Annotated in this window: 22 protein-coding genes; 18 read left to right on the forward strand and 4 right to left on the reverse strand. The window is 62.1% G+C overall.

What is annotated here, in order from left to right; genetic code table 11:
* Nucleotides 1–142: 142 nt before the first annotated feature.
* Both H7C19_RS10955 and H7C19_RS10960 read right to left on the reverse strand, forming a co-directional pair.
* Nucleotides 143–1,192 (reverse strand): response regulator transcription factor, encoded by a 1,050-nt coding sequence (locus H7C19_RS10955; protein WP_185142692.1) that lies wholly within the window; start codon nucleotides 1,190–1,192, stop codon nucleotides 143–145.
* On the reverse strand, nucleotides 1,164–2,996 hold the full coding sequence (locus tag H7C19_RS10960) for a sensor histidine kinase (protein WP_246469431.1): 1,833 nt from the start codon (nucleotides 2,994–2,996) through the stop codon (nucleotides 1,164–1,166). Before H7C19_RS10960 ends, H7C19_RS10955 begins: the two co-directional genes overlap by 29 nt.
* 376 nt (nucleotides 2,997–3,372) lie before the next feature.
* On the opposite strand from H7C19_RS10960, the gene H7C19_RS10965 reads away from it, so the two are divergent.
* The 10 genes from H7C19_RS10965 (at nucleotide 3,373) to H7C19_RS11010 (ending at nucleotide 14,690) form a co-directional block, all read left to right on the forward strand.
* Nucleotides 3,373–5,532: an Ig-like domain-containing protein gene (locus H7C19_RS10965; protein ID WP_313731556.1), complete on the forward strand. Its 2,160-nt coding sequence runs from the start codon at nucleotides 3,373–3,375 to the stop codon at nucleotides 5,530–5,532.
* A gap of 67 nt (nucleotides 5,533–5,599) precedes the next feature.
* Complete coding sequence (locus tag H7C19_RS10970) at nucleotides 5,600–6,988, forward strand: ABC transporter substrate-binding protein (protein WP_376775350.1); 1,389 nt, start codon at nucleotides 5,600–5,602, stop codon at nucleotides 6,986–6,988.
* A 27-nt stretch (nucleotides 6,989–7,015) separates the two neighbouring features.
* A complete protein-coding gene (locus tag H7C19_RS10975; RefSeq protein WP_185142695.1) occupies nucleotides 7,016–7,969 on the forward strand; it encodes a carbohydrate ABC transporter permease in 954 nt (317 codons plus the stop codon).
* Nucleotides 7,970–8,002: 33 nt separating this feature from the next.
* Nucleotides 8,003–8,827 carry a carbohydrate ABC transporter permease gene (locus H7C19_RS10980; RefSeq protein WP_185142696.1) on the forward strand — a complete coding sequence of 275 codons (825 nt, stop codon included), beginning with the start codon at nucleotides 8,003–8,005 and terminating at the stop codon, nucleotides 8,825–8,827.
* A gap of 48 nt (nucleotides 8,828–8,875) precedes the next feature.
* On the forward strand, nucleotides 8,876–9,754 hold the full coding sequence (locus H7C19_RS10985) for a sugar phosphate isomerase/epimerase family protein (RefSeq protein WP_221469179.1): 879 nt from the start codon (nucleotides 8,876–8,878) through the stop codon (nucleotides 9,752–9,754).
* Nucleotides 9,747–10,829 carry a Gfo/Idh/MocA family protein gene (locus H7C19_RS10990; RefSeq protein ID WP_185142697.1) on the forward strand — a complete coding sequence of 361 codons (1,083 nt, stop codon included), beginning with the start codon at nucleotides 9,747–9,749 and terminating at the stop codon, nucleotides 10,827–10,829. Before H7C19_RS10985 ends, H7C19_RS10990 begins: the two co-directional genes overlap by 8 nt.
* Before the next feature lie 5 nt (nucleotides 10,830–10,834).
* Nucleotides 10,835–11,884, forward strand: a complete 1,050-nt coding sequence (locus H7C19_RS10995; RefSeq protein ID WP_185142698.1) for a Gfo/Idh/MocA family protein — start codon at nucleotides 10,835–10,837, stop codon at nucleotides 11,882–11,884.
* Entirely contained in the window at nucleotides 11,881–12,663 is a 783-nt protein-coding gene (locus tag H7C19_RS11000) for a glucosamine-6-phosphate deaminase (RefSeq protein ID WP_185142699.1), read from the forward strand. Before H7C19_RS10995 ends, H7C19_RS11000 begins: the two co-directional genes overlap by 4 nt.
* Nucleotides 12,656–13,885, forward strand: a complete 1,230-nt coding sequence (locus tag H7C19_RS11005) for an N-acetylglucosamine-6-phosphate deacetylase (RefSeq protein ID WP_185142700.1) — start codon at nucleotides 12,656–12,658, stop codon at nucleotides 13,883–13,885. Before H7C19_RS11000 ends, H7C19_RS11005 begins: the two co-directional genes overlap by 8 nt.
* 298 nt (nucleotides 13,886–14,183) lie before the next feature.
* Complete coding sequence (locus H7C19_RS11010; protein WP_185142701.1) at nucleotides 14,184–14,690, forward strand: hypothetical protein; 507 nt, start codon at nucleotides 14,184–14,186, stop codon at nucleotides 14,688–14,690.
* A gap of 124 nt (nucleotides 14,691–14,814) precedes the next feature.
* Here H7C19_RS11010 and H7C19_RS11015 read toward each other — a convergent pair whose 3' ends face one another.
* Together H7C19_RS11015 and desA are read right to left on the reverse strand one after the other, a co-directional pair.
* The gene (locus tag H7C19_RS11015; RefSeq protein ID WP_185142702.1) at nucleotides 14,815–16,278 is read right to left on the reverse strand and encodes a catalase; all 1,464 of its coding nucleotides are present in this window, start codon (nucleotides 16,276–16,278) and stop codon (nucleotides 14,815–14,817) included.
* A 279-nt stretch (nucleotides 16,279–16,557) separates the two neighbouring features.
* A complete protein-coding gene (gene desA / locus H7C19_RS11020; RefSeq protein ID WP_185142703.1) occupies nucleotides 16,558–17,583 on the reverse strand; it encodes a Delta(5) desaturase DesA in 1,026 nt (341 codons plus the stop codon).
* 231 nt (nucleotides 17,584–17,814) lie between these two features.
* Between desA and H7C19_RS11025 the strand changes: the two genes are divergently transcribed.
* From H7C19_RS11025 to H7C19_RS34265, 8 genes are all read left to right on the forward strand, one after another.
* Nucleotides 17,815–18,258 (forward strand): MarR family winged helix-turn-helix transcriptional regulator, encoded by a 444-nt coding sequence (locus tag H7C19_RS11025; RefSeq protein WP_185142704.1) that lies wholly within the window; start codon nucleotides 17,815–17,817, stop codon nucleotides 18,256–18,258.
* Nucleotides 18,259–18,396: 138 nt separating this feature from the next.
* A complete protein-coding gene (locus H7C19_RS11030) occupies nucleotides 18,397–18,795 on the forward strand; it encodes a DoxX family protein (RefSeq protein WP_185142705.1) in 399 nt (132 codons plus the stop codon).
* Between the two features lie 83 nt (nucleotides 18,796–18,878).
* Entirely contained in the window at nucleotides 18,879–19,829 is a 951-nt protein-coding gene (locus H7C19_RS11035) for a ring-cleaving dioxygenase (protein WP_185142706.1), read from the forward strand.
* Nucleotides 19,826–20,452, forward strand: coding sequence for an alpha/beta hydrolase (locus H7C19_RS11040; RefSeq protein ID WP_185142707.1), 627 nt, complete (start codon nucleotides 19,826–19,828; stop codon nucleotides 20,450–20,452). Before H7C19_RS11035 ends, H7C19_RS11040 begins: the two co-directional genes overlap by 4 nt.
* A gap of 339 nt (nucleotides 20,453–20,791) precedes the next feature.
* Complete coding sequence (locus tag H7C19_RS11045; protein ID WP_185142708.1) at nucleotides 20,792–21,982, forward strand: hypothetical protein; 1,191 nt, start codon at nucleotides 20,792–20,794, stop codon at nucleotides 21,980–21,982.
* Nucleotides 21,983–22,112: 130 nt separating this feature from the next.
* Nucleotides 22,113–22,589: a DinB family protein gene (locus H7C19_RS11050; RefSeq protein WP_185142709.1), complete on the forward strand. Its 477-nt coding sequence runs from the start codon at nucleotides 22,113–22,115 to the stop codon at nucleotides 22,587–22,589.
* A 329-nt stretch (nucleotides 22,590–22,918) separates the two neighbouring features.
* Nucleotides 22,919–23,731, forward strand: coding sequence for an alpha/beta fold hydrolase (locus tag H7C19_RS11055; protein WP_185142710.1), 813 nt, complete (start codon nucleotides 22,919–22,921; stop codon nucleotides 23,729–23,731).
* A 177-nt stretch (nucleotides 23,732–23,908) separates the two neighbouring features.
* Nucleotides 23,909–24,241 (forward strand): hypothetical protein, encoded by a 333-nt coding sequence (locus H7C19_RS34265; protein ID WP_221469180.1) that lies wholly within the window; start codon nucleotides 23,909–23,911, stop codon nucleotides 24,239–24,241.
* Nucleotides 24,242–24,443 lie beyond the last annotated feature (202 nt).

The raw sequence follows: 24,443 nt of genomic DNA on the forward strand, positions 1-24,443 counted from the left end.
AATCGACTATCTCCGGTACAGACGCGGACTTTGGGGGTGCGATAGTCGAAAAAATCGACTATCTCCGGCGTAGACGCCGTTCGCCGGCAAATTCCCGAGGCTCGCCGATACGTAGAACAAGGGCATAAAAGCGTTAACGTCGTCATCTCGATGACAGCTGCTTGCGGAATTCCGATGGCGTAAGACCGAAGTGCTTCTTGAAGGTCTTGCTGAAATGGACGTAGTCCGAAAAGCCGACGCGGAAAGCGGCTTCGGTCGTTTGGACGGAGGTCTCCCGCAGCAGCCGCGCCGCCATATCCATGCGCACGCCGATGAGGTATTTGACGAACGTCACGCCGATCTCCTCCTTGAAGGAGCGGCTCAGATAGGGGACCGACATGCCGAGCCACTCGGCGACGTCCTTGAGCGACAGATCCTCCCGCGTGCAGTTCTCTTGGATGTAGCGCGCCGCCTTACCCATCGTATATCGGGAGCCGAAGTTGCGAGAGCCCTTGATCTCCGCGATTCGCTGCCGGCAAGCCTCCAGCGCCCACGCCGGACATTCTTGCTCGCGCTCCGGCAGTTCTTCTTCGGACGGCGCCTTCGGAATCCCAAAGCCCCGCCTGGCAAGTTCCCCGTCCACGGCCCGAAGCAAATCCAGCGCCCATCGGCCCATGCGGAGATCGTCGCCGGCGCTGTCGCGGTAATCCGCGAGATCCTCCCTGATCTTGTCCGCGGCTCCGGCGGTGTCTACCGCCCATAAGCGTTCGGCCAGCTCCTTGACCCGCTGCTGATGCCGCAGGAGCCATTCGCTCTGCCGAGCGACGCGGCTGTCACCGTGCGCGAGCTCCCCAAGCAGCTTGGCCAGCGTATGCAGGAACTGGTCCGGATCGACCGGCTTCAGCAAAAATTCGGATACGCCGTAGCGCAGCGCCTCGCGGGCGTAGTCGAACCGCTCGTACCCCGTCAAAATAATGAATCGAATGCGGGGATGCGCTTCCCGCGCGGCCTTGATAAAAGCCAAGCCGTCCATCTCCGGCATGCGGATGTCCGTCACGACGATATCCGGCGCCGTCTCCTCGAGCATCGCGAGCGCCTCCGCGCCGTCCTCCGCCTCTCCCTCGATTCGGATATCCATCCCGGAGGTCTCTACGAGCTTCCTCAAACTGCGGTGAATCGCTTGCTCATCCTCTACGATCATCAATCTGTACATCGGGATCCGCCTCCTCCTGGGTTGTATCGAGCCGTACATAGGGCAGCCGGAGGACGAACACCGTGCCGCCGTCAGCAGACGAGGATCGAATGCTTAAGCCGAAAGGAGCTCCGAACAGCATGCGAAGGCGTCCGTGAACGTTGAGCAGCCCGATGCCGCCGGTCCGGTCGGCCCCCGCGCTCGGCTCCTCCGCATCGAGCAGCCTTGCGAGCGCTGCAAGCCGTTCGGCCGGCATGCCGAAGCCCCGGTCCGCGATCGATACGCAGTAGGCCTCGGGCTCGGCCTGGCCTTCAATGCCGATGAACGTCGGCTTTTTGTTTTTGTAGCCGTGCAGGAAGGCATTCTCGACAAGCGGCTGCAGCGTGAGACGCAGCGCCCGGACCCGCGCGGCGTCCGGCTCCGGGATATCGATCGCGACCTGCAGCTTCGGGAAGCGCGCTTGTTGGATGTCCAAGTAGGAGCGGATGTGGGCCAATTCATCCCGCAGCAGGACGTCCTGGCGCGTATGATCGGCATTGTAGCGGAACATATGGGCCAGCGACGACGTCATTCGGCTTATCTCCCGGTTGCCGCTCACGATCGCCTCGGAGTTGATGATTTCGAGCGAATTGTACAGAAAATGCGGATTGATGTGCGATTGCATCGCCTGAAGGGCGGATTCCTTGTGCTTGATCGTCAGCTCCCGCTCCTTCAACTTGGCGGAATGGACCTCGAGCCCGAGCCGGTTCAGCTCGCCCACCATGCGGTAAAAGCTGTCGAACACGGAGCCGATCTCGTCGTGCCGCTGCCGGCCGCCGGGCCGGCGGACGACGAAGTCGCCCGTCTCGACCTTGGCCATCAGTTGCTGGAGCCGGGAGAGCGGCCGGGTGAACGAGAAGGAAAAGCCGGAGACGGCGGCCAGGACGACGATCAGCAGGACGGACGCCGCGATCAGCGTCAGGTTGCGCATGCGGATCAAGCCGCCGATGACCTCGTGAAGCGAGGTGTCGGCCACGATGGTCCAATCGGTTGACCGGGAGGGCGCGTACAGAACCAACTGTTCTCCGCCGGGCTGCTCCAGACGGAAAAAGCCGCCGCGCGCCTTGTCCAGTCGGTCCCGAAATTCAGGCTTCAGCCTCGTCCCCATCAACGCGGGATCCGAATGATACAGAATTCGGCCGTCGACGTCGGCGATCCAAACATTAAAGCTGCCGAGCGAAGCGTTTCGGCAAATATGTTCGATCTGCTTCAGATTCAGATCGACGATCAGCAGGCCCTCGTATTTGTAGGTCAAGTTGTTGTACAGCTTGCGCGTGACGGTCACGACCGGCGTCGTGCCGACCGTGCCGGATTTGAGCACCTGGAAGTCGACGAGCTCGCCGATTCGCGACATGAAGCCGGCGTTGCGAATGCGGATATCTCGCATGTCGAGCGGCTCGTCCGAGCTGCTGAAGTCGTGAATCTGGCGGCCGGACGACGTCACCAGCGATATGCCGACGATATCGGAGCGGCCGTAGATCATCTGGGAGAAGAGATCTTCCTCCACCTTCTCGGACAGTTGGAAATAGTCATAGGGCTTCAAAGCGGGGGAAGACAACAATTTTTGAACGAGAGAGTTGTTGGAGAACGGATAGGTCGAGTTAGCCAGGTTCGTCAAGTACAGATCCAGATAGTCGTTCGTCTGCTGGATGAGCCGGGTGTTGGCTTGTATGGCGGATTGTTCGATCGTCTCGGTCGAAGACCGGTACCAGGACCAGCCGATCAGCAGCAGAGGGAAACAAATAAAAAAGACAATGAGCGCGAGCAGACGCTGACGGATCGTCAACGTGACTCGGCGTTTGACCCGCTCCTCCACCGGTCCACCGTCCCTTCTAGCGTTGCCCTGCCGATAGTGACCCACATTATAGCAAAAAAACACAAGTTGTAAAAGAAAAAACATGTAAGATAAACGGACGTTTCTTTATACTCAGAGCAAGCAATGAGGAAGCGGTCGGAATAAGAGCGCTTTACTCTAACACAGCTATGAGGAGGATGCGGAAACCAGATGATTCTAAAATAAACATGTCATGAAATCTAACAAAATTCGAGGCGAGGTGACCCTCTCTATGCGTGTGGATATTCGTAGAGCATGTCTGTGCTTTCTAACGGCGGCACTCCTGGCAAGCGCATTCCTGAGGATTCCAAAAGCCGAAGCGGCGGCCGTGCTGACCTTCGATTCCTTGCATGACGGCGACAGCTTGGCGGCCGGCGTCGTGCGAATCCAAGGCGGCTATACAGGGGCCTACAACGTTCAGTTGGTGGCGAACGGATCGCGGATCTACGATACGCATATGGAGGACCCGGACGGCGATGAATCGGGGACTTGGTACTGCGATCTGGATACGTCCGCGTACGACGGGGAGGTAGAGCTGGCAGTACGCGCCGCCGACGCGGCCACGCGCTACAACGCCTGGTCGGCCTTCCTTCGCGTCACCGTGCATTCGCCGCAGGCGAAGCAGCCTTCCGTTACGATCCTCAGTCCCGCGGACGGATCAACGGTCGGCGGTACGGTGCCGATCCGCGTCAAGGTCGAGGCGACCGGCTTGCCGCAATCCGTCCAAGTGCGGATCGACGGCGGCGATTGGCTGGAGGCTGCGCATCGCGGCGGGGGATTTTCCTACGATTGGGACGCCTCGGGCGAGGGCGACCGGACCCATAGCATCGAAGCGAGGGCGATCGGGAAGAACGGCAAGGTCGGGCGAAGCCTGACGACGTACGTGGATACGGGAGCCGGTTCGCACGAGACGACGACGTTGGTCCGACAGGACCGCGCGATGTGGATTTGGGAAAACGCCTCTTACAACCTCATATACAATCCAGGCTCGCGAGCCGTGCTGGATGCGATGGCATCGGACACGGCGACGTTCGGGCAGGACGCGACGACGACATTGTACCTCGGCGTCGACGCTTACCAAGGGACCGATATGCTGGAGGACGAACGGGAGCGCGTCCGGGACTTCGTCGCTTGGGCGCATGGCCGGGGCTACCGGGTGCAGGCGCTGATCGCGGGGGGCACCAATCCGCCGTACTTCGGCACCTATGCCCGCTATCGCGAGCAAGCGCTGCGCGAATTCGAGAAGGTACTGAACTACAATCTGGCTTCGGATACGAGCGAGCGGTTCGACGGCATTAATCTGGACACCGAACCCTACAGTCTCCCGGATTTCCACTCGGCTTATCCGGACGTGGAGATTCAGTACCTGGACATGCTGGAGGCGCTGATGCAGCGCAAGGAAGCTTCCGGGCTCGGCATCCCCGTCGGTCCGGCGATCCCGCGCTGGTACGATACGTCTGCGTCCGCCCAGAGCATCGCCTGGCACGGATCGGTCAAGTGGCTGTCGCAGCACATCCAGGATACCGCAGACTACATCGCCATCATGGATTACCGGGATCAGGCGGAGGGCAGCGTCGGCATCATCCAGCAGGCGCAAGGCGAGCTGGACTACGCGCAGTCGATCGGCAAGCCGAATTCCGTCGTCGTGGGCGTGGAGACGAAGGATATCGCGGACGGCGGAGATCCGGAGACGATCAGCTTCAACGAAGAAGGACGCGCCTACATGGAGTCCGAGCTGGATAAAGTGTACGCGGCCTTCGGCGATCATCCGGGGTTCGCCGGGATCGCCGTGCACCATTACGATTCCCTGCGCACGCTGCCTTCGGCATGGGGACCGAACGCCGCCTACTGGCAGCCGCCCGCAGACACGCGGCCGCCGGGGGCGCTGAGCGCGGCGCCGGTCGCCTCGGCGTTCGACTACCAGCGGATCGATATCGCTTACGGCCGGGCGTACGATGACGGCGAAGTTCAGGCTTATCGCGTCTACCGCAGCGAGCAGCCGAGCTTCGAGCCGGATCCGTCGCTGCTCGCCGGGACGTCCAGAGGCTTGAGCTTCAAGGACGCCGGCCTGCTGCCCGATACGCGCTATTACTACCGGATCGCGGCCATTGATATGGCTGGCAACGAAGGGCCGGCCTCGGCCGTCGTCTCGGCCCGAACGGGACAGACGACGCTGAAGCCGATGATCGTCAGCGCTATGAGCGTCGCGTACGGCGCCTCCAAAGGGACCGTCACGCTCCGCGTGTCCAACCTGGAGACGGCGGCAAGCATTCCTGCGGCGGCGGTGCACGGCCGATTCACGCACATGGCCGGCCGGTTCGTCGACGCGAAGACCGACGCCGACGGCATGTTCGTCGCCGCCTCGGAGACGACGTCGGCGGCGTCCGGCGAGATCGGGTTCATGCCGGTCCGCATTCTGGCCGCCGGCTATTACTGGGCATCGGCTTACGATACGCCGCATACCGCCTCGGCCAGTTGGCCGTCCTGACGTTGCTGCGAGAGGCTAGTCTTTGACCGAACTGCGTTCATTTAGATCTAGGGGAGATGACGAGACGATGATGAAAAGAGGAAAGAAGTTCATGATGCTCGCGGCTGCGGCCGCGATGACGCTGGCGGCCGCCGGCTGCGGAAGCGAATCCAAGGACGGGAACGGCGCAGCTTCCTCCGCTGCAAGTTCCGCGACAGGCGCCGCATCGGCGTCCGCCGGCAGCGGCGAGAAGGTCGAGATTCTGCTCGGCTATTACTCCGACGAGAAGTCGGATTCCAAGATGAAGGAGCTCATCGGCCAGTTCACGGCGGCGCATCCGAATATCAGCGTCAAAACCCAAAGCGCGCCTTACGGCCAATTCTATCAGAAGCTGGACACGCAAATCGCGGCGGGCACGGCCCCCGACGTGTGGCTGTCCGACGGCGTCTACGTGATGAAGTACGCCGAGCGCGGAGCGGTCAGGGATCTGACCGACTGGATCGCCAAGGACCTGAAGGCCGACGACTATTACGGCTTGGCGTACAACAAGGACGCGGAAGGCAGGTACTGGGGCGTTCCGCAAGGCATCCAGGTCGGCGTGCTTTTCTACAACAAGGATCTGTTCGACAAGGCGGGTGCCGCCTATCCGACCGACGATTGGACCTGGGACGACCTGAAGAACGCCGCCGCCAAGCTGACGGTGGACGCCAAGGGCAAGACCGAGGGCGAGAGCGGCTTCGACAAGAATAACGTAAACCAGTTTGGCCTCACCTTCTTCAGCATCACCGAAGGCTGGTTCTCGGTCCTCAAATCGTACGGCGGCGGCGTGCTGGACGAGACCGGCACCAAGTCGATCATCGATTCGGAGCCGAACAAGAAGGCGTTCGAATGGATGGTGGACGGCATGAACCGAGGCATCATTACCGATCCGGTCGACCTCAAGAGCTTCCAGAGCAATACCGCCGTCTTCCCGAGCGGATCGGCCGCGATGCGTATCGGACTGTACGCTCGGGTGCTGGCCGCCAACGAAGCGGGGCTGAACTACGACGTGGCGCTGCTGCCCAAAGGTCCCGACGGCAAGCGCTCGGCCCCGGTCATCGCCAATTCGTGGGTCGTCAACGCCAAATCCGGAGATGCCAAGGCGCAGGCCGCGTGGGAGTGGGTCAAATACTGGGCGACGCAGGACGACGTGCAAAAGCAGTGGGCGGAGCTTGGGGAAGCCATCCCGGTCAAAAAGTCGATCGCCGAATCGGACGTGTTCCTGAAGGGCGAACAGAAGCCGGCGAACCGCCAAGCGTTCCTGGACAGTCTGATCTTCGCACAGACGCTCGACGTGAATGCCGTATGGGAAGAATGGGTGGGCAAGTTCAACGAAAACGCCCAGCGCGCCTTCCTGGGCGACCAGTCGATCGACGAAGCGCTGAAGAGCGCCAATGCCGATGTGCAAAAAGTGCTGAACGACTTCTACAAGAAATAAAGCCATATGACGAGAGGCGGGATACCGATGGAGCAGACCATCGAACGGACGGGGCGCGCGCAGGAAGGCGGCCGGCCGGTTCCCAAGCGGAGGGGCTCCTCCGAGAGCAGGTGGGGGCTGATCATGGTCTCCCCCTACCTGATTCACTTCGTGCTGTTCGTCGCGGGACCGCTCGGGGCGTCGCTGTACTTCAGCTTCTCGGACTACGACATGCTGAATCCTCCCCGGTGGTCCGGGCTGGACAACTTCGCCCGGATGGGGGGCGATCCGCTCTTCTGGAAAGCGCTTAAGAATACGCTCTATTTTACGGTCCTGTTCGTGCCGCTGCAGACGCTGCTCGCGCTCGTGCTGGCCGTCGCGCTGAACCAGAAGCTCCGGGGGCTCAAATGGTTCCGGATGGCGCATTTTATCCCGGTTATCTCCTCCTGGACCGTGATCCTGTACGTGGCGGACGCCATCTTCAACCCGCGGTTCGGCGCCGCGAACGCGCTGCTGACCCGCCTGGGACTCGATTCGCAGCGATGGCTGCAGGACGAGAAGCTGGCGATTCCCCTGCTCGTGCTGATCGCGGTCTGGAAAGGGATCGGCTACATCATGGTCATCTATCTGGCCGGCCTGCAGAGCGTGCCCGGCGATCTGTACGAGGCCGCCGAGATGGACGGCGCCGGCTCGTATCGCAAGTTCAGATCGATCACGCTGCCGATGATCTCGCCGACGACCTTCCTGGTCGTCGTCATGAGCACCATCACCACCTTTCAGGCGTTCGAGCAGATCTACGTGCTGACCGGCAGAGGCGACATGAGCCAGGCCGGAGGTCCGAACGACTCCACGATGGTCCTCATGCTGGATCTGTACCGGGAAGGCTTCACTTTTCTGCGGATGGGCTACGCGTCCGCGATCGCGTGGGTGCTGTTCATGATCTTGTTCGCCTTGACGATGCTGCAGCTCCGGGTGCAAAAAAAGTGGGTCCACTACGATTGAACGTACCGCGACCGGACAGGAAGGAGAACGAATATGAAGCATAAGAGATGGTCCCGAACGGCCGCCTACCTCGCGGTATCGATCAGCGCCCTCGTCATGATCGTGCCCTTCGCCGCGGCGCTCTTGAACTCGCTCAAGACCTACAAGGAATATACCTCCGTGCCGCCTAAGTGGATCCCGGCGGCGCTGCAATGGTCCAATTACAGCCGGGTGCTGGAGCTCGGCAACTTCGGCCAGTATACATTCAATAGCCTGTACGTCGCGCTGCTGTCCGTGGCCGGCGCGGTGCTCTCCTGCTCGATGGTGGGCTACGCGTTCGCCCGCCTGCGCTTCCCGCTCAAGAGCGCGCTGTTCGTCATGGTGCTCGGCACGATGATGATCCCGCCGGTCGTCATCATCATTCCGCACTTCATCATCTTCAACAAGATGCATCTGCTCGACACGCTGACGCCGCTGTGGGTCATCGAATGGCTGGCCCAGCCGTTCGGCATCTTCCTCATGCGGCAGGCCTTTATGAATATTCCGAAGGAGTATGAGGAGTCGGCCAAGATGGAAGGCTGCAATCCGTTTCAGGTGTACGTGCGCATTTTCATGCCGATGGTCAAGCCGACGATCGCCACGCTCGTCATTTTCACCTTCATGGGCAAATGGAACGAGATCCTCGCTCCGGTCATCTATTTGACCTCCAACGCGAAGTACACGCTGCCGATCGGCATTCTGTCCCTCGGAGGGCAGTGGGTCGGCAACGAGCAGCTCATGGTGGCGGCCGCGCTGATCAGTCTGATCCCGATTCTGGCGCTATTCCTGTTCGCGGAGAAGTACTTCGTGCAAAATCACGCGAATTCGGGCATCAAATAAGCGGTTCCGGATAAGGCCGGACGCCGACAGCAAAGGAGCAACGCGGAAATGCAAACGATCAAATACGCGGCGTTCAGCGGAGCGCTCATGGCATACAGCATTCAGGAAGCGATGGCGACCGCGGCCCGCTTAGGCTTCGACGGCATCGAGATCGCCTGCAGAGAGCCCCATCTGTCCCCCGACACCTCGCGCAGAAGGGTGGACGAGATGCGGACGGTCGCCGACGGACTCGGTCTGGACATCCCGGTGCTGGCGGGGTACATGGGGAATTTCTCGGAAGCCTCGGACCGGGAGTGCGAGGCGGCCTACGAGGCGTTCTGCGCGATGCTGGAGCATGCCGACCGGCTGCGCGCGGACGCGCTGCGCCTGTTCCCCGGCGGACCGAACGCCTTTCTCGCCCACGACTATCACTACGAAAAAGCGGCCTTCTGGCTGCGCCGCTGCGCCGCAGAGGCGGCTCGCAGCGGTAAGCGTATCCTGCTGGAAATTCATAACAACAGTCTCGTCGAAACCCCGGACAGCGCGCTGCGCCTGCTCGGCCTGGTGAACGACGACACGGTCGGCCTGATCCACGACGCCGGCAACATGTACATCGTCGGCACCGGCTTCGGCCGCGAATCCGTAGCGCGGCTGGGTAAGCATCTGCGCCACGTCCACGTCAAGGACGAGAAACGGATCGGCGCTTCGGGCGAACCCGGCACCTTTAAAAACCGGACGGCGCGCGGCGAGGAGCACTTCCTCCAATGCCGCCTGGGCGAAGGAGACGTCGACCACCGCGAGCTGTTCGCGGCCCTGCAGGCCGCGGATTACCGGGGCTGGCTGACGCTGGAGTGCTTCGCTCCCTGGCCGCCCGAAGAGCAGCTGGCTCATGACTTGGCCGTCGCCAAGGCTTGGTGGCGCGACGGAGAGGAGCATCGCGATGATTAGACGGACGTTCGGCATTATCGGATGCCAGCACGCCCATATCGGTATTTTTATCCGCGAGATGCAGCAGCTCGGCCACCGGTTCGCGGGGATCTACGAACCCGAGCCTGCCACGCTCGCCCGCAGGCTCGCGGGGGAATTTGGCGTCCCGCTCTTGCCCGACAGAGAGGCGCTGCTCGGGGAGGACGTATCCGTCATCGGCTGCGCCGCCGTCAACGCGGACAAGATCGGCGTGATCGAATGGTGCGAGCTTCACGGCAAGCACGTGATGCTCGACAAGCCCGCCGTTACCGACCGCGAAGGGCTGGACCGGCTGCGCGCGGCGATCGGGCGCGGCCGCATCGAGATCGGGATGCTCCTGACGGAGCGATTCCGCTCCTCGCTGCTCGCGGCCAAGCGGCTGATCGAAGAGGGCGCGCTCGGAGAGATCGTCCATATCGGCATGCGCAAGCCCCATCTCCTGAACGCGCCGGAGCGTCCCGCCTGGCACTTCGACAAGAAGCGGTCCGGCGGCATTATCGTCGATCTGCTCATTCACGACTTCGATCTGCTGCGCTGGCTGACGGGGCGGGAGATCGCATCCGTCGAAGGCTTCATGGCACGCGAGAGCAGGTCGCCGCACCCCGGCTTCTACGACGCGGCGGGCGTGCAGGCGGTCATGGACGGCGGGACGACGGCGCAGCTGTACGCCGACTGGCATACGCCGCGGAGCAGCTGGACCTGGGGGGACGGCAGGCTGTTCGTTACGGGCACCCGTGGCACGCTGGAGCTCCGGTTGGAGGGCGATCCGCTATTGGGGGGCGGGGAAGCGCTGCTGCTGACGACGGACCGGGAGCCGCTGCGCCGGGTGGCGGACCCGGTTCCCGCTTCCTTGATCACGGCCGATTTCCTGAGCCGGCTGGATGGGGGGCCGTACGAGCTCTCGCACGCCGATCTGCTCGCCGCTTCCGAGGCGGCGATCGCGGCCGACGAGCGGGCCGTCAGGATCGACCGCGCCGTCGGGATCGACGGCGCCGCGTCCGAGCGTCAGGCGGAATGCGATCGAACGAATAGCGTTATCGAAATCGAGAGGATGTGAGCGAAATGAACGATCAAACAACGCCGGTGCGGTTCGGTATCGTCGGCTGCGGCATCATCGCGGAGGTGCATGCCAAATGCCTGTTGGAAATGGCAGGAGCGAAGCTGACCGCGCTCTTCGATCCGGCGGCGGACAAGGCGAACGCGTTCGCGGAGAAATTCGGCGGAGCCGTCTGCGGCACCTACGAGGAGCTGCTCGCCAGGGAGGACGTCGATGTCGTGTGCATCTGCACGCCGAGCGGCTTGCATGCGCGGCAGACGGTCGCCGCGGCGCGGGCGGGCAAGCACGTCGTGGTCGAGAAGCCGATGGCGATCAAGCTCGAGGATATCGACGCGATGCTGGCCGCCTGCGCGCAATCTGGCGTGTTCCTGGCGACGATCTTCCCGCGGCGCATGTCGCCTCAAGCCCGATATGCGCGGCAGCTCATCCGGGAAGGGCGTCTCGGCAGGCTGAGCCTCTGCTCGGGGTACGTCAAGCTGTACCGGGACCAGGCGTACTACGACAGCGCCGGCTGGCGAGGCACCTGGCAGATGGACGGCGGGGGCGTGATGATGAATCAGGGCATTCATACCGTCGACCTGCTCCAATGGCTCGTCGGGCCGGTGAGGTCGCTGTACGGCCAAGCGCGGGCTGTGCTTCGCGATATCGAGGTAGAGGATACGGCCGTCGCGCTGCTGCGTTACGAGAGCGGAGCAATGGGGACGTTTGAAATGACGACGACCGCCTATAAAGGCAAGGGGCAGCGGCTGGAGATCCACGGCGAGAAAGGCACGATGATCATCGAGGAGGACGATATCGTCTCGCTGGAGATCGACGGCGAGCAGGTCGTTCTGCCCGCGTTCGAGCCGTTCCGGGTCGTGCCGGACGGGCATCTCGCGCAGTTGCGCGACATGGCGGAGGCGGTCCGGGGGCGGCGCGAGCCGATCGTGACGGGCGCCGAGGGCAGACACTCGCTGGAAATCATTCTGGGCGTTTACGCTTCCTCCCGGGAGCGGCGCGAGGTTGAGATCGGCGGTCGGCAGACAGGCATTCGAGAGGAGGGCGTCGCGGGATGACGGTCACGGGAGGAGCGATCTCGCAAAGGCGGGCCGACTCGCTGGAGGTTCGCGTATATCCCGACCGCGCCGCGCTGGGACGGGCGGCCGGGGCGGACATCGCCCGAGCGATGCGGGAGCTGCTCGCGGTCCGGGAGCGGATTCGAATGGTTTTCGCCGCGGCGCCCTCGCAAAACGAGACGCTGGAGGCGCTTGTACGGGAGGAACTGCCGTGGGAGCGGGTCACGGCCTTTCATATGGATGAATATATCGGGCTCGCCCCGGATGCGCCGCAGCGCTTCGGGCAATTCCTGCGGGAGCGGCTGTTCGATGCCGTGCGGCCGGGCACGGTTCATTATATCGACGGTACGTCCGATCCGGAAACGGAGTGCGAGCGTTACGCCGGCCTGCTGCGCGAGGCGCCGATCGATCTGGTCTGCCTCGGCATCGGCGAGAACGGGCACTTGGCCTTCAACGATCCGCCGGTCGCCGACTTCGCGGACAGCCTGACCGTCAAGCCCGTCGAGCTGGACGAGAGCTGTCGCCGGCAGCAGGTGAACGATGGCTGCTTCGCCCGCATCGAGGACGTGCCGCGGCGGGCGCTCACGATGACGGTGCCGGCCCTGTTCGCCGGCGGACAGCTATTCTGCGCCGTACCGGGGCGAACGAAGCGACAGGCCGTGCAGCGCACGCTGACGGGAGAGATCGCCGCCGATTGCCCGGCGACCGTCCTGCGCAGGCATCCCCGCTGCACGCTTTACGTAGATCGGGACGCTGCGGAGGAATGGGCCGGTGAGTGAGCGGGGCGTCGTCCGCGGGCTGCATTACCGGACGAGCGCGCCGACGGCGTTCGGGATCGAGGACGGAAGATTCGCCGATGTCCGGGCGGAGCGGAGTGACGTCCTGTCGGTACGGGATGGAGCGGCAAGCGACGCATGCGGGGCGAAGTCCGCGCCCGGTGGCGAGGCGTCGCCTCTCATCGTTGCGCCGGGGCTTGTGGACTTGCAGATCAACGGGTACAAGGGACTCGATTTCAACGGCGGCCCCTTTTCTCCGGCGCTCGTGCATCAGGTCACCCGCGAGCTGTGGGCACAGGGCGTCACTTCCTATTGCCCGACTCTGATCACGAACGGCCAAGAGCAGATCGGCCAAGCGCTGCGTACGCTCGCGGCCGCATGCGATGCCGACGTTCTGACGGGGCTCAGCATTCCGGGCATTCATCTGGAGGGACCGTTCATCTCGCCGCTAGACGGGCCGCGCGGGGCGCATGACGCCAAGTACGTGAGGGCGCCGGATCTGGAGCTGGTGAAAGGCTGGCAGGAAGCCGCATCCGGCCGCATCCGGCTGCTGACGCTGTCGCCCGAATGGCCGGGCGCGGGCGCGTTGATCCGCGGCTGCGAGGGCGAAGGCATTCGGGTATCGATCGGCCATACGGCGGCCTCGCCCGAGCAGATCCGCGAGGCGATCGAGGCCGGCGCCGTGATGTCGACGCATCTGGGCAACGGCATGCACCTGAACGTGCCCCGGCACCCGAACTACATGTGGGAGCAACTGGCTGCCGACGCGCTATGGGCATGCTACATCGGCGACGGCCATCATCTGCCGGACGCCGTGATCCGCGTCATTCGGCGGGTCAAGGGCAAGCGGGCGCTGCTCGTGAGCGACGCCGCCCATTTATGCGGCATGCCGCCGGGACGCTACCATGCCCATATCGGCGGCGACGTCGTGCTGACGCCCGAGGGGCGTCTGCACCCCTCGGACGCGCCAGGCATGCTGGCCGGTTCGGCGCAGCTTCAGCTCGCCGCGCTGAACGGAATGATCAGGCGAGGGCTGTGCGACTTCGCCGAGGGCTGGGATTCGGCCTCCATCCATCCCGCGGAGGCGCTCGGCCTGCCGGCCGGGAAGGGGCTGCTGCCGGAGGCGCCGGCCGACTTCGTCCTTCTTGAACGAGACGAGAGATCCGGCGAGCTCCGCGTCAGAGAGACGTTCAAAGCCGGCGCGAGCGTATACGGCAGCGAATAAAGGTTAACCGGTTCGCTTGCTCAGATCGTCCTAAACCACCGTTAAAGACGCCCTCCATTCCCGGTATGTCGGGGATCAGGTGGCGTCTTATGGTTGTCTAACGATATTCAACGCACGCGTTCCCAATGCCTTGTCTTGTCCGCTGCCCGCACCACGCCGCTAAAACATACATAAACCGTACCGGCAGACGAATAAGAATCTTGTAAGCGTACTCACCGTCGCCTTCGCCATCCGGTTCGCAGCCTCCAGCCCGGCAGCTGTCTGCCAATCCCATTAGAGGAAGGAGCGATGAGATCCCATGGGCACCCGCTTATTGTCCGAATCTCTCGTCCGCGCCCGTTTCCCGCACCTCCGCTATATCCGAATCCATACGAGCAGCCGCCACGCGGCCACGATCTACGCATGGAACGACCAATTGCAGCTTCCCGACGCCGATCAAGCGGATCTTCGGAGGTTTGCGGCCGACTATCTGGTTCCTTATGTATGCTTCAAGATCAAGGCATACTCCATGATCCAGGAAGAAGAGGTGCCGCCTGCGGGCGCGCTGCCGGAGTGCGTCGAGCGGGCCGCGATGAGCCGGAGCTTGGATCTCCCGGGGATCATCGGCGTGCTGAACGGCATGTTCGCCGAGGGGGAGATTGTGTTCGAGCGGTACGATCAAGCGGCGGGCATGGTCTACTTAAGCGTTCATACGCAAGCCGTCGTGACCGAGATCGAGCGGGAGCTGCTGCGACGGTACTTGTATGAGCTGCTGCCGCTCGGTACGAACTTCGAGGTGGCGTACGACCTCGTCCTGAACGAATGAACGGTATTTCGGAAGAAAAGCGGTTGGCAGCTTGCTGCCAACCGCTTTTTGATGTGCTTCATGATCCGTTTCGCGCGATCCATTTCTGTTCGTGCTCCGGGATCTCGCGCCGTTCCCCGCCCGCTTAGCTCTTCGGGGCCAAATGCTGTAAATAGGGCGAGAGGTCGACCTGCAGCCGGTGCGCCACGCGTTGGCCGAGCGCAGGGTCCGCCCGGTAGAAGTTGCAGAGGACGAGCAGCTGCGTCTCCTTCGCTACCGGTTCCAGGTCCGCCGCCAGATTGTTCACGAGCGCGGCTTGCTCCGACTCGTTGTAGCGGTTCCACACTTGCCCGGCTTGCCCGAAGTCGTTCGTCTTCTCGATCTTCTGCCGGCCGGATTCGCCCTGCAGCGGCGTAGGCGCCTCTTTGAGAGAAGGATCCTCCTTCGGGGTATCCTGATAGCGGTTCGGCTCGAAGTTGATATGACCGCTCTGCTGTCTGGCGGACATCGCCCCGTCGCGCTGATTGTTGTTCACGGGCGCGTAGGGACAGTTGATCGGCAGCTGCAAGTAATTCGTCCCGATCCGGTAACGCTGCGTATCCGAATAGGAGAAGAGGCGGCCCTGCAGCAATTTGTCCTCGGACGGTTCGATGCCGGGCACCACTACGCCCGGGTTGAAGCCGACCGATTCCGTCTCGGCGAATACGTTGTCCGGGTTGCGGTTCAGCGTCATCGTGCCGACGGTCCGATACGGGATGACGTCCTCGAACCAGTCCTTGGTCGGATCGAGCGGATCGAAGTCCAGGCTGTCGATGTCGGCGGGGTCCAGAATCTGGACGACCAGATCCCACGCCGGGAAGTCTCCCCGTTCGATCGCTTCATAGAGATCGCGGCTCGCATGATTGAAGTCGACCGCCTGAATGGCGCTCGCTTCCTGGGCGGACAAGTTCCGGATGCCTTGCTTCGGCACCCAGCGCAGCTTCACATAGACCGCGTTCCCGTAGGCGTTGATCCACTTGAACGCGTGCACGCTCGAGCCCCGCATCTCCCGGTAGCTCGCGGGGATGCCTTCGTCGGTGAACAGGTGCACCAGCATGTTCGTCGATTCGGGCGTGAGGGACATGAAGTCCCAGTACCGGTCGGGGTGCTGGATGTTGTTGCGCGGATCGGGCTTCAAGGAGTGCACCATGTCGGGGAACTTCATGGCGTCGCGGATGAAGAAGACCGGCAGGTTGTTGCCGACGAAGTCGTAGTTGCCCTCGGTCGTGTAGAACTTCACGGCGAACCCGCGCGGGTCGCGCAGCGTCTCGGGAGAGTGCTGGCCGTGAACGACGGTGGAGAAGCGGACGAACACCGGCGTCTCCGCGCCCTCCTCCTGCAGAAAAGCCGCCTTCGTGTAGCGCTTCATGCCGTTCGTCACGCGGAACACGCCATGCGCCCCGGCGCCCCGGGCATGCACGACGCGTTCGGGTACCCGTTCGCGGTCGAAATGCGCGAGCTTCTCCAGCAGTTGATAATCCTCGAGCAGGGTCGGCCCCCGCTGCCCGGCCGTCTTCGAATTCTGATTGTCGCCGATCGGCACGCCTTGATTGGTCGTTAAGCGATCCATCCGTTTCTTCGCTCCCCTCTAAGAGATCGTTCCCGATGCTCGTTGCCTAAGCCTGACGATCCGGGAAGAACCGCTTTCGGCTGTCCTTTTTCCGAATCGTCTCCGATAAAAATGGATCGCCCTTGCGGAAAAGCGCGAGGCCATCTTCACTTGTTATATGCATATGTGGCAAATGGATGGGCTATGAGCGGATGCGATCTAGATGGGAGCCCATCGGCTTGAGCGATCCGGAGCTTCCCCATTATGCAGCAAAGCCGCCCGGAGGCGGCTCTGCGATCTCTATAAGGAAGAAGAGCTCTTGCTTCGCGGCAGCGCAAGCTGGCGCAGCTCCTTGAACCCGATGAACTTCTTGCCGTGCTCGTGCCAGAGGCGGAACCGCAGCGACTTCAAGCTGGTCAGCAGCGTGATCGTCTGGACTTTCTGCAGCATCGGGGTGCCGTTATGCACCTTCTCCAGGTGATAGTTGGGAACCCGCGGACTCAGATGGTGCACGTGGTGATAGCCGATATTGCCGGTAATCCAATGCAGAACCTTCGGCAGCTTGTAGTAGGAGCTCCCGTGGACGGCCGCGCTCACGTAATTCCACTCCGCTTCCTGCTCGAAGTAGGAATCCTCGAACGTGTGTTGCACATAGAACAGCCAGATGCCGGCCATGCCGGAGAGGAGGAAGATGGGCAACTGCACGAGCAGATACGCCTGCCAGCCGATCGCCCAACTGAGCAGCCCGGCCAGCGCCAGGATGCCGGCGTTGGTGATATACGTATTGAGGCGTTCGGAGCGGCTTGCCCGCCTGCGGTTGAATCGGTAATCGATGAGGAAAATATAAACGGGACCGAGCACGAACATGACGACGGGGTTGCGATAGATCCGGTAAGCCAGCCGCCTCGTCCGGGAAGCGGACAAGTATTCCTCCACCGTGAGCGTCCAGATATCGCCTACGCCGCGGCGGTCCAGATTGCTGCTCGTCGCGTGGTGGATCGAATGGGTATGGCGCCATTGGGCATAGGGACTAAGAGTGAGGATGCCGGTGATCGTGCCGAGGATCGCGTTGGCTCGCTTGCTGCGAAAGAACGACCGGTGGCAGCAGTCGTGGAAGATAATGAAGATGCGCACCAGAAATCCGCCTGCGGGGATGGCGATGGCCAAGGTGAGCCAATAGGAAACGGATAAGCTCCAGTAAGCCGCGAACCATAGTCCGATAAACGGGACAAGCGTATTCGCGAGCTGCCAGAGACTGCGTTTGAACTGCGAACGTTCGTAGGGGGCGATATCGGATCTCCAGCGATCTTGTTCTTTATTAGGCATAGCTATAGTCTCCCTCTCTTCGAATCCTGATGTGCGTCTCGTTCGTGAGCATTTGGAATTCGAATTAAGGTGACAATAATTCAAGGTCCATCTAGATGATACGCGCGCATCGGGGAAAGGTTCCAGGCAAATGGCCCCATGTGGGACAAAAAAACCGCTTGACAATTCCCTGCAATTAAAGTATCTTAAAATCAAGATATAACAAAGCGCAGTTAAAGGAGGCGAGTGGCCATGGCGGACGATCAAGCGGATGCGCTCGATCTCTACATCGCGCTGTCGCGGGCAAGTCAATGGGTGAACGCCCACACCGACCGGGATATCAAGGGTCACGGCCTGAATCGGACGGAGTTCGGGGTGCTCGAGCTGCTATACCACAAGGGGGCGCAGCCGATTCAGCAGATTGGCGGCAAGGTGCTGATGAGCAGCGGCAACATCACCTACGTGGTCGACAAGCTGGAGCAGAAGCGGCTCGTGAAGCGGAAGGCCTCCACCGATGACCGCCGCCTGATCTACGCGGAGATTACGGACGACGGCCGGGCGTTCATCGACGAGGTGTTCCCGAAGCACGCCGGCGTCATCGGCCGGGCGGTCGCGGGGTTGACGCCTGAGGAACAGAGGGAGGCGAGCCGATTGCTGAAGAAGTTGGGCAAATACGCGCAGGGCGGCTTCAAGTAGCGTCGCTTGGCACACACGTGCCCGCGCAGTCGGGAGACGTTTTTCCAGGTCATATATCTTAAAATAGAGATTCTTTAAATTAAGCATAGTGATTGAAAAGGAACCGCCAATCAAACCTAAAACATGGAGGAGATTCGAATGAGTATCGCATGGGGATTGTTGATCGTACGGTTGGTCGTAGGTTTGTTGTTCGTCGGGCATGGCGCTCAGAAGCTGTTCGGTTGGTTCGGCGGACACGGTCCGAAAGGGACGGGCGGCTGGATGGAGTCGATCGGCATTCGGCCGGGCGTGCCGATGGCCATAGCGGCCGGGCTGATGGAGTTGGTCGGAGGCATCCTGTTCGCGGCGGGATGGCTCACGCCGGTAGCCGCCGTGCTGATCGTATTGACCATGCTGGGTACCTTCAAAGTACACGGCAAGAACGGTCTGTGGGCGACGGCGAACGGATTCGAGTACCCGCTGACGCTGATTGCGGTTGCCGTGGCCGTGGCGTTTATCGGCGCTGGCGACTACTCGCTGGACGCCGCGTTCAACTAAGGATCGGCTAAGGGACAGGGCATAATAAGCGAACGAAATTCGGATAAGGCACGCTTTTCCAAAATCGAGGGGAGAGATTCGAGATGACATTTCAAACGGCAGGCATTCATCATATTACGGCGTTCGTGAGGAACGCGCAGGCGACGGTGGACTTCTATTCGGGGATCCTGGGGCTTCGGCTGGTGAAGAAAACGATCAACTTCGACGCGCCGGAAGTGTACCACCTGTACTTCGGCGATCAGATCGGCAGCCCGGGCACGATCATTACTTTCTTCCCGTGGCGGGACTCCCGGAAAGGACGCATCGGCGCGGGGCAAGTGGGGACGACGACGTACGTCGTGCCCGAGGGCGCCCTGGACTTCTGGCAAGAGCGGCTGGACCGCTTCGAGATTCCGTTCGCGGAGACCGAGCGGTTCGGAGAAACGTACCTGCAGTTCGAAGACCCGGACGGCCTGCGGATCGAGCTCGTCGCGCGCCGGGAGGGGGCAGCGAGCGCATGGTCCTTCGGCGGCGTATCCGTAGACCGGGCGATTAAGGGGTTCGGCGGCGCCATCCTGCTGAGCGCGGCGCCTAACCGGACGGCGGATCTGCTGGAGAACGTGATGGGGTTGACCAAGGTCGGCGAAGAGGGCGGCTACGTCCGCTATCGGTCCACCGCCGATATCGGCAATATCATCGACGTGAACGCGACGCCGGTGGAGCACGGCTCGGGCGGTGCCGGCACCGTACATCATATCGCCTGGCGCGCGAAGGACGACGCGGAGCATGCGCGTTGGAGAAGCCGCGTCGAGGAGCACGGCTACCATCCGACGCCGATCGTCGACCGCCAATACTTCAACGCCGTCTACTTCCGGGAGGAAGGCGGCATCCTGTTCGAGATCGCGACGGATCCGCCCGGATTCGCGCGGGACGAAGCGCCCGAAGCGCTGGGCGAGCATCTGATGCTGCCCGACTGGTATGAACCGCATCGCGCGGTGATCGAAGCGAATCTGCCGCCGATTCAGGTGCGCGTATTGGGGGCTGACGCACAATGAAGCATCTCTATCAGCCCGGGACGGACGCGAATGCGCCGGTGCTGCTCATGCTGCACGGCACCGGTGGCACGGAGCGCGATCTGCTGCCGCTCGCGAGGATCGTGTCGCCGTCCTCTTCCGTACTGAGCGTCCGGGGCAACGTATCCGAGAACGGCATGCCCAGATTCTTCAGGCGGCTCGCGGAGGGCGTCTTCGATGAGGAGGATCTCGTCTTCCGCACGGAGGAGTTGAACGGCTTCCTGGACGAAGCCGCCGCGCAATACGGCTTCGACCGCCGGAACGTAATCGCGGTCGGCTACTCCAACGGCGCGAACATCGCGGGCAGTCTCTTGTTCCATTACGCCGACGCGCTGCGCGGCGCCATCCTCCATCATCCGATGGTGCCGCTGCGCGGAAGGCAGCTGCCGGATTTGTCCGGCGTGCCGATCTTCATCGGCGCAGGCCAGAACGATCCGATCTGCTCGCCGGCGGAGATCGGGGAGCTGACGGCGCTGCTGGAAGGGGCGGGAGCCTCGGTCGCGGTTCATTGGGAGAACGCCGGCCACCGGCTGACCCAGACCGAAGTCGATGCCGCGGCAGCCTGGTTTGCGCGGACGATTGGCGGAGGGGAAGCGGAGCGGTAAACGAACGGGATCGACCCCCGCTGGCCCGAGCCAGGACCCCTATCGCCCGAGACGGCAAGCCCGTAAACGCATAGGAGATGGCAGAGGAAGAGGCAGAGGGAGAGGAAGAGGAAGAGGAAGAGGAAGAGGAAGAGGATGGCCGCGCTCTCATCATGGGGGCGCGGTTTTTTTGGGCTTGAGTCTGCGGCATCCCTAAGCGGGAGTCTGCCAATCAATCATGCCGACGAGGAGGTGGCGTGCGCTCGGTATGGCTTCTCCATAGGGGAATCCATATAATGGAGAAGAGGCTGGCCACTTCACGCGATCCCGGTCAGCGAAGAAAGGAATTTCTCCCTACCTATGATACTGCTCTATTTTGGCTACGGCGCTGCGATATGGCTGGGCTTGTACCTGATTCATCGCGATGCGCGCAACAGGCATCTCTTGTCCGTGGGTCTCGGTCTGCTGGCTTACGGGCTAGGGTTGGGTGCGACGGCGCTCTCGCCGCATGTCCGCGGCATGGCGGAGGCCGGCCGGATCTTGTTCTTCCTGCCTTGGCTCTCCTGGCTCGCGCTGCCGTTGCTGTCCCTGTCCAGCCGACGGGAAGGAGATACGCGAACGGACGAGACGACGGGCAGCCGGTGGACCCAGCCGATCTTCGTGTTCCCGGCGATCCTCGTCCTTGGCGCCGCCGCCTGGGCGATCGGGGCCGCGGACGGCTTCGCCCTGCCGGGACCTTGGGTGGCGGGTGCGGTCGGCTGGCTGCTGCTCGCGGGAGGGCTGCTCGTTCGGGAGATTCGCCGACTGGGCGAAGCCTGGCTGCCCGACTTGACGCGGTCGTTCGACTATACCGTCCTCTTCACGCTGCTGTTCTCCGGGCAGGTCGCGCTCGCGATCGGGCTTGGCCCGGGCTTCGACGCCAGGACGAAGCCGGTGCTGCTCGCCAGCATCGCCGTCTCGATCGCGTTCCAGATCTTCTGGAGTCCGATCCGGGCGTTGTGGGACCGTATCGCGTTCGCCGCTTTCCCGAAGCTGCGGGAGGATCGTTCGCGGATGCGCGTCGTCGAGACGGTGCAGACGCGCGTGGACGAAGCGGCCGAACCCGAGGAGATGGACGAGGAGGAGCTGTACCGCTGCACCCGGCGGGCGCTGAGCCACTTCGGCGATCTGCAGCGCCTGGCGACCAACCCGCTCACGCAGCTGGAGCTGGTCGAACGCCGCCTGCGGGAGCGCGGCGGCTCGGACGAGGTGCTGGAGCGGGCGATCGAGCTGAAAGCGCTCCTCGCAGAGTGTATCGCGCGGCTCAAGCCGCAGCAGGACGAGGCTTTCGGGGCGACCGAGGAATGGCGCTATTACAATGCGTTGTACTATCCGTACATCGTCGGGATCAAACCCTACAGCATCCGGTACACGGCCGATCATCTGGACGAGCCGTCGCAGGAAGCTTTGGACTGGTTCCGGTCGCAGGTGCCGGAGCGCACCTGCTACAATTGGCAGAACGCGGGGGCCAGATTGGTGGCGCTGTCGCTGAAGGAGAAGAACGCGGCCTGATTTTTGCGAAAAAACGGGCTTGGCGGTGCAAGTGGCACCGTATGGCAGTGAAAAGGGTGGTTCTGGCAGTGGGAATGGGGCTACGATGGCCTTGTGATTTACCCCATCCCCTATTAGGAGGCGTTGTTGCATGTCCCACATCGTACTTCAATCCGCTCCATCCGTCCGCCAGCTCGCCATCGGTCAACTGCAGGCCATTCCGGAAGAACGCTTCGACATCCGGCCCGAAGGCTGGAACAATACGATCCGCTGGCATGCCGGCCATCTGGCTTATTGGATGGATACGACCTTCTCCCTTTGCTTCGGGAAAGCTTCGACCTTGCCCGCCGATTACGCCGCCTTCTTTGCCTCCGGCACGAAGCCGGCCGATTGGACCGCTGCTCCGCCTACGAAGGAAGCATTGATCGGTCAACTGACCGCTCAGCTCGGGCGTATGTCCGAGATCCGGCCGGAGGACCTGGACGCAGCGCTAGGCGCGCCGCTCGAGGTCGGGCCGCTGAAATTCGAGACCGCCGGCACGCTGTACAATTTCCAACTGATGCATGAAGCGATGCACCTGGGCAAGATCACGAGCTTGTTGACCAGTGTCGAGAAACAGCAAGCTTAGTCATACCAAGTCATACCGTGTAATACCAATAGAGGAACCGGCGTCCCTAGGGCGTCGGTTTTTTGGGCTTGGAATGCCTCTTGACTTAGGTTGCTTCAAAACGAGAGAAGAAACGGTCGATACGACGTTCCGTGAACCGAATGCCCCAGAAATCGGCGAAGGAGAGAACGGGCTGCGGCAGTTGGAGATGCCGAAGTCTTTTTATTCCTATATTTTTGCGGAAGTGTCGATTTGGCCGCCGGCGGTTCGTCGTCATCATAGAGGCTCGGATATCCGATAAGTTGGGTATGCCGATCAAAATCAGGGACCATGACGAAGGAGAATAAACCATGTACACGGCAACTTCCAAAGACGGAACCAAGATCGCCTATGACAAGACGGGCCGGGGGCCGGCGCTGATCCTCGTGGCGGGCGCGTTCAGTTATCGCAACTTCCCGGGACAGGTACAGCTGGCCCAGCTGCTGTCGGATCGCTACACGGTCTACAACTACGACCGCCGCGGCCGCGGGGACAGCGGCGATACGCAGCCTTACGACATCGCGCGGGAGATCGAAGATCTGGAGGCGCTGATCGAGGAAGCCGGCGGTTCCGCCTTCGTGTGGGGACTGTCGTCCGGGGCGGTCTTGGCCCTGCAGGCGGCGGCTCAAGGGACGGGCATCGCGAAGCTGGCGCTGCATGAGCCTCCGTTCGTGGTCGATCCCGCCGATCGCCAGCCGCCGGCCGGCTTCGCCAAGCAGGTCGCCAAGCTGATCGCGGACGATCGCCGCGCCGACACTATCAAGTATTTCATGACGCAGGGCATGGGCGCGCCGGCCTTCGTCGTCGGCATGATGCGGCTGATGCCGGGCGTATGGTCGAATCTCATGGCCGTCGCGCACACGCTGCCCTACGACGCCGCGCTGCTGGATGGCTATACGGCCGGCAAGCCGCTGCCCGGTCAGCAATGGCGCGCGGTGACGATGCCAACGCTGGTGCTCGAAGGCACTGAGAGCCCGGCGAGTCTGCGCCATGCCGCACAAGCGTTGGCTAGCGTGCTCCCGCACGCGCGACTGTTGAGCCAAAAGGGGCTCGGCCACACCAAGAAGCTCCCTGCAAAGTTGATCGCTTCAGCGCTCGCAGACTTCTTCGGGAACGGACGATAGGGATAGGGACGTCGCAGAACGACGATATTTCAAAATAGGGCATGGCGCGAGGCCTTCCGGCAGATCCGGAAGGCTTTTTTCGCGTACCGGCAAGCCTCCGCGTCCGGTCAAAGGCTTACCTATTCGAGCCTCGCCGCAGGTGGCTGTAACGATAAGAAGTATCGTTACAGCGTCCAGTTGGCTGCCGCGGGCGACTGTAACGATAAGAAGTATCGTTACAGCGTCCAGTTGGCTGTTGCGGGTGGCTGTAACGATAAGAAGTATCGTTACAGCGTCCAGTTGGCTGCCGCGGGCGACTGTAACGATAAAAAGTATCGTTACAGCGTCCAGTTGGCTGCTGCGGGTGACTGTAACGATAAGAAGTATCGTTACAGCGTCCAATTGGACGTCGCGGGTGACTGTAACGATAAGAAGTATCGTTACAGTGTCCAGTTGGCTGTTGCGGGTGATTGTAACGATAAGAAGTATCGTTACAGCGTCCAATATTCTTCCGCTGCTGCTGCACGCTAAGAAGCATCGTACGCGCGCTCCGGCCCGTTGGGTCGGATCCGCCCTTGCTCGGGAACTGAAGAATTCTTGAACGCAGCAGGAGTTACCAAGGAAGAAGGCTGCCATTCGCCTTGATTATGTGGGCAAAAGTGTTACAATAGAATTATTCAAAGTTCTTAACTAATTGCCGCCAAAACGAAAAGACTTCGCGCGTTCCATTACT

Origin of the sequence: Cohnella nanjingensis, assembly GCF_014212125.1 — a bacterium.
GTDB classification, from domain to species: domain Bacteria; phylum Bacillota; class Bacilli; order Paenibacillales; family Paenibacillaceae; genus Cohnella; species Cohnella nanjingensis.

Coding starts and splice junctions, on each gene's coding strand:
- H7C19_RS10955 (WP_185142692.1), bottom strand. CDS start 1,192: ATGTACAGATTGATGATCGTAGAGGATGAGCAAGCGATTCACCGCAGT.
- H7C19_RS10970 (WP_376775350.1), top strand. CDS start 5,600: ATGATGAAAAGAGGAAAGAAGTTCATGATGCTCGCGGCTGCGGCCGCG.
- H7C19_RS10975 (WP_185142695.1), top strand. CDS start 7,016: ATGGAGCAGACCATCGAACGGACGGGGCGCGCGCAGGAAGGCGGCCGG.
- H7C19_RS10980 (WP_185142696.1), top strand. CDS start 8,003: ATGAAGCATAAGAGATGGTCCCGAACGGCCGCCTACCTCGCGGTATCG.
- H7C19_RS10985 (WP_221469179.1), top strand. CDS start 8,876: ATGCAAACGATCAAATACGCGGCGTTCAGCGGAGCGCTCATGGCATAC.
- H7C19_RS10990 (WP_185142697.1), top strand. CDS start 9,747: ATGATTAGACGGACGTTCGGCATTATCGGATGCCAGCACGCCCATATC.
- H7C19_RS10995 (WP_185142698.1), top strand. CDS start 10,835: ATGAACGATCAAACAACGCCGGTGCGGTTCGGTATCGTCGGCTGCGGC.
- H7C19_RS11000 (WP_185142699.1), top strand. CDS start 11,881: ATGACGGTCACGGGAGGAGCGATCTCGCAAAGGCGGGCCGACTCGCTG.
- H7C19_RS11010 (WP_185142701.1), top strand. CDS start 14,184: ATGGGCACCCGCTTATTGTCCGAATCTCTCGTCCGCGCCCGTTTCCCG.
- H7C19_RS11015 (WP_185142702.1), bottom strand. CDS start 16,278: ATGGATCGCTTAACGACCAATCAAGGCGTGCCGATCGGCGACAATCAG.
- desA (WP_185142703.1), bottom strand. CDS start 17,583: ATGCCTAATAAAGAACAAGATCGCTGGAGATCCGATATCGCCCCCTAC.
- H7C19_RS11025 (WP_185142704.1), top strand. CDS start 17,815: ATGGCGGACGATCAAGCGGATGCGCTCGATCTCTACATCGCGCTGTCG.
- H7C19_RS11030 (WP_185142705.1), top strand. CDS start 18,397: ATGAGTATCGCATGGGGATTGTTGATCGTACGGTTGGTCGTAGGTTTG.
- H7C19_RS11035 (WP_185142706.1), top strand. CDS start 18,879: ATGACATTTCAAACGGCAGGCATTCATCATATTACGGCGTTCGTGAGG.
- H7C19_RS11040 (WP_185142707.1), top strand. CDS start 19,826: ATGAAGCATCTCTATCAGCCCGGGACGGACGCGAATGCGCCGGTGCTG.
- H7C19_RS11045 (WP_185142708.1), top strand. CDS start 20,792: ATGATACTGCTCTATTTTGGCTACGGCGCTGCGATATGGCTGGGCTTG.
- H7C19_RS11050 (WP_185142709.1), top strand. CDS start 22,113: ATGTCCCACATCGTACTTCAATCCGCTCCATCCGTCCGCCAGCTCGCC.
- H7C19_RS11055 (WP_185142710.1), top strand. CDS start 22,919: ATGTACACGGCAACTTCCAAAGACGGAACCAAGATCGCCTATGACAAG.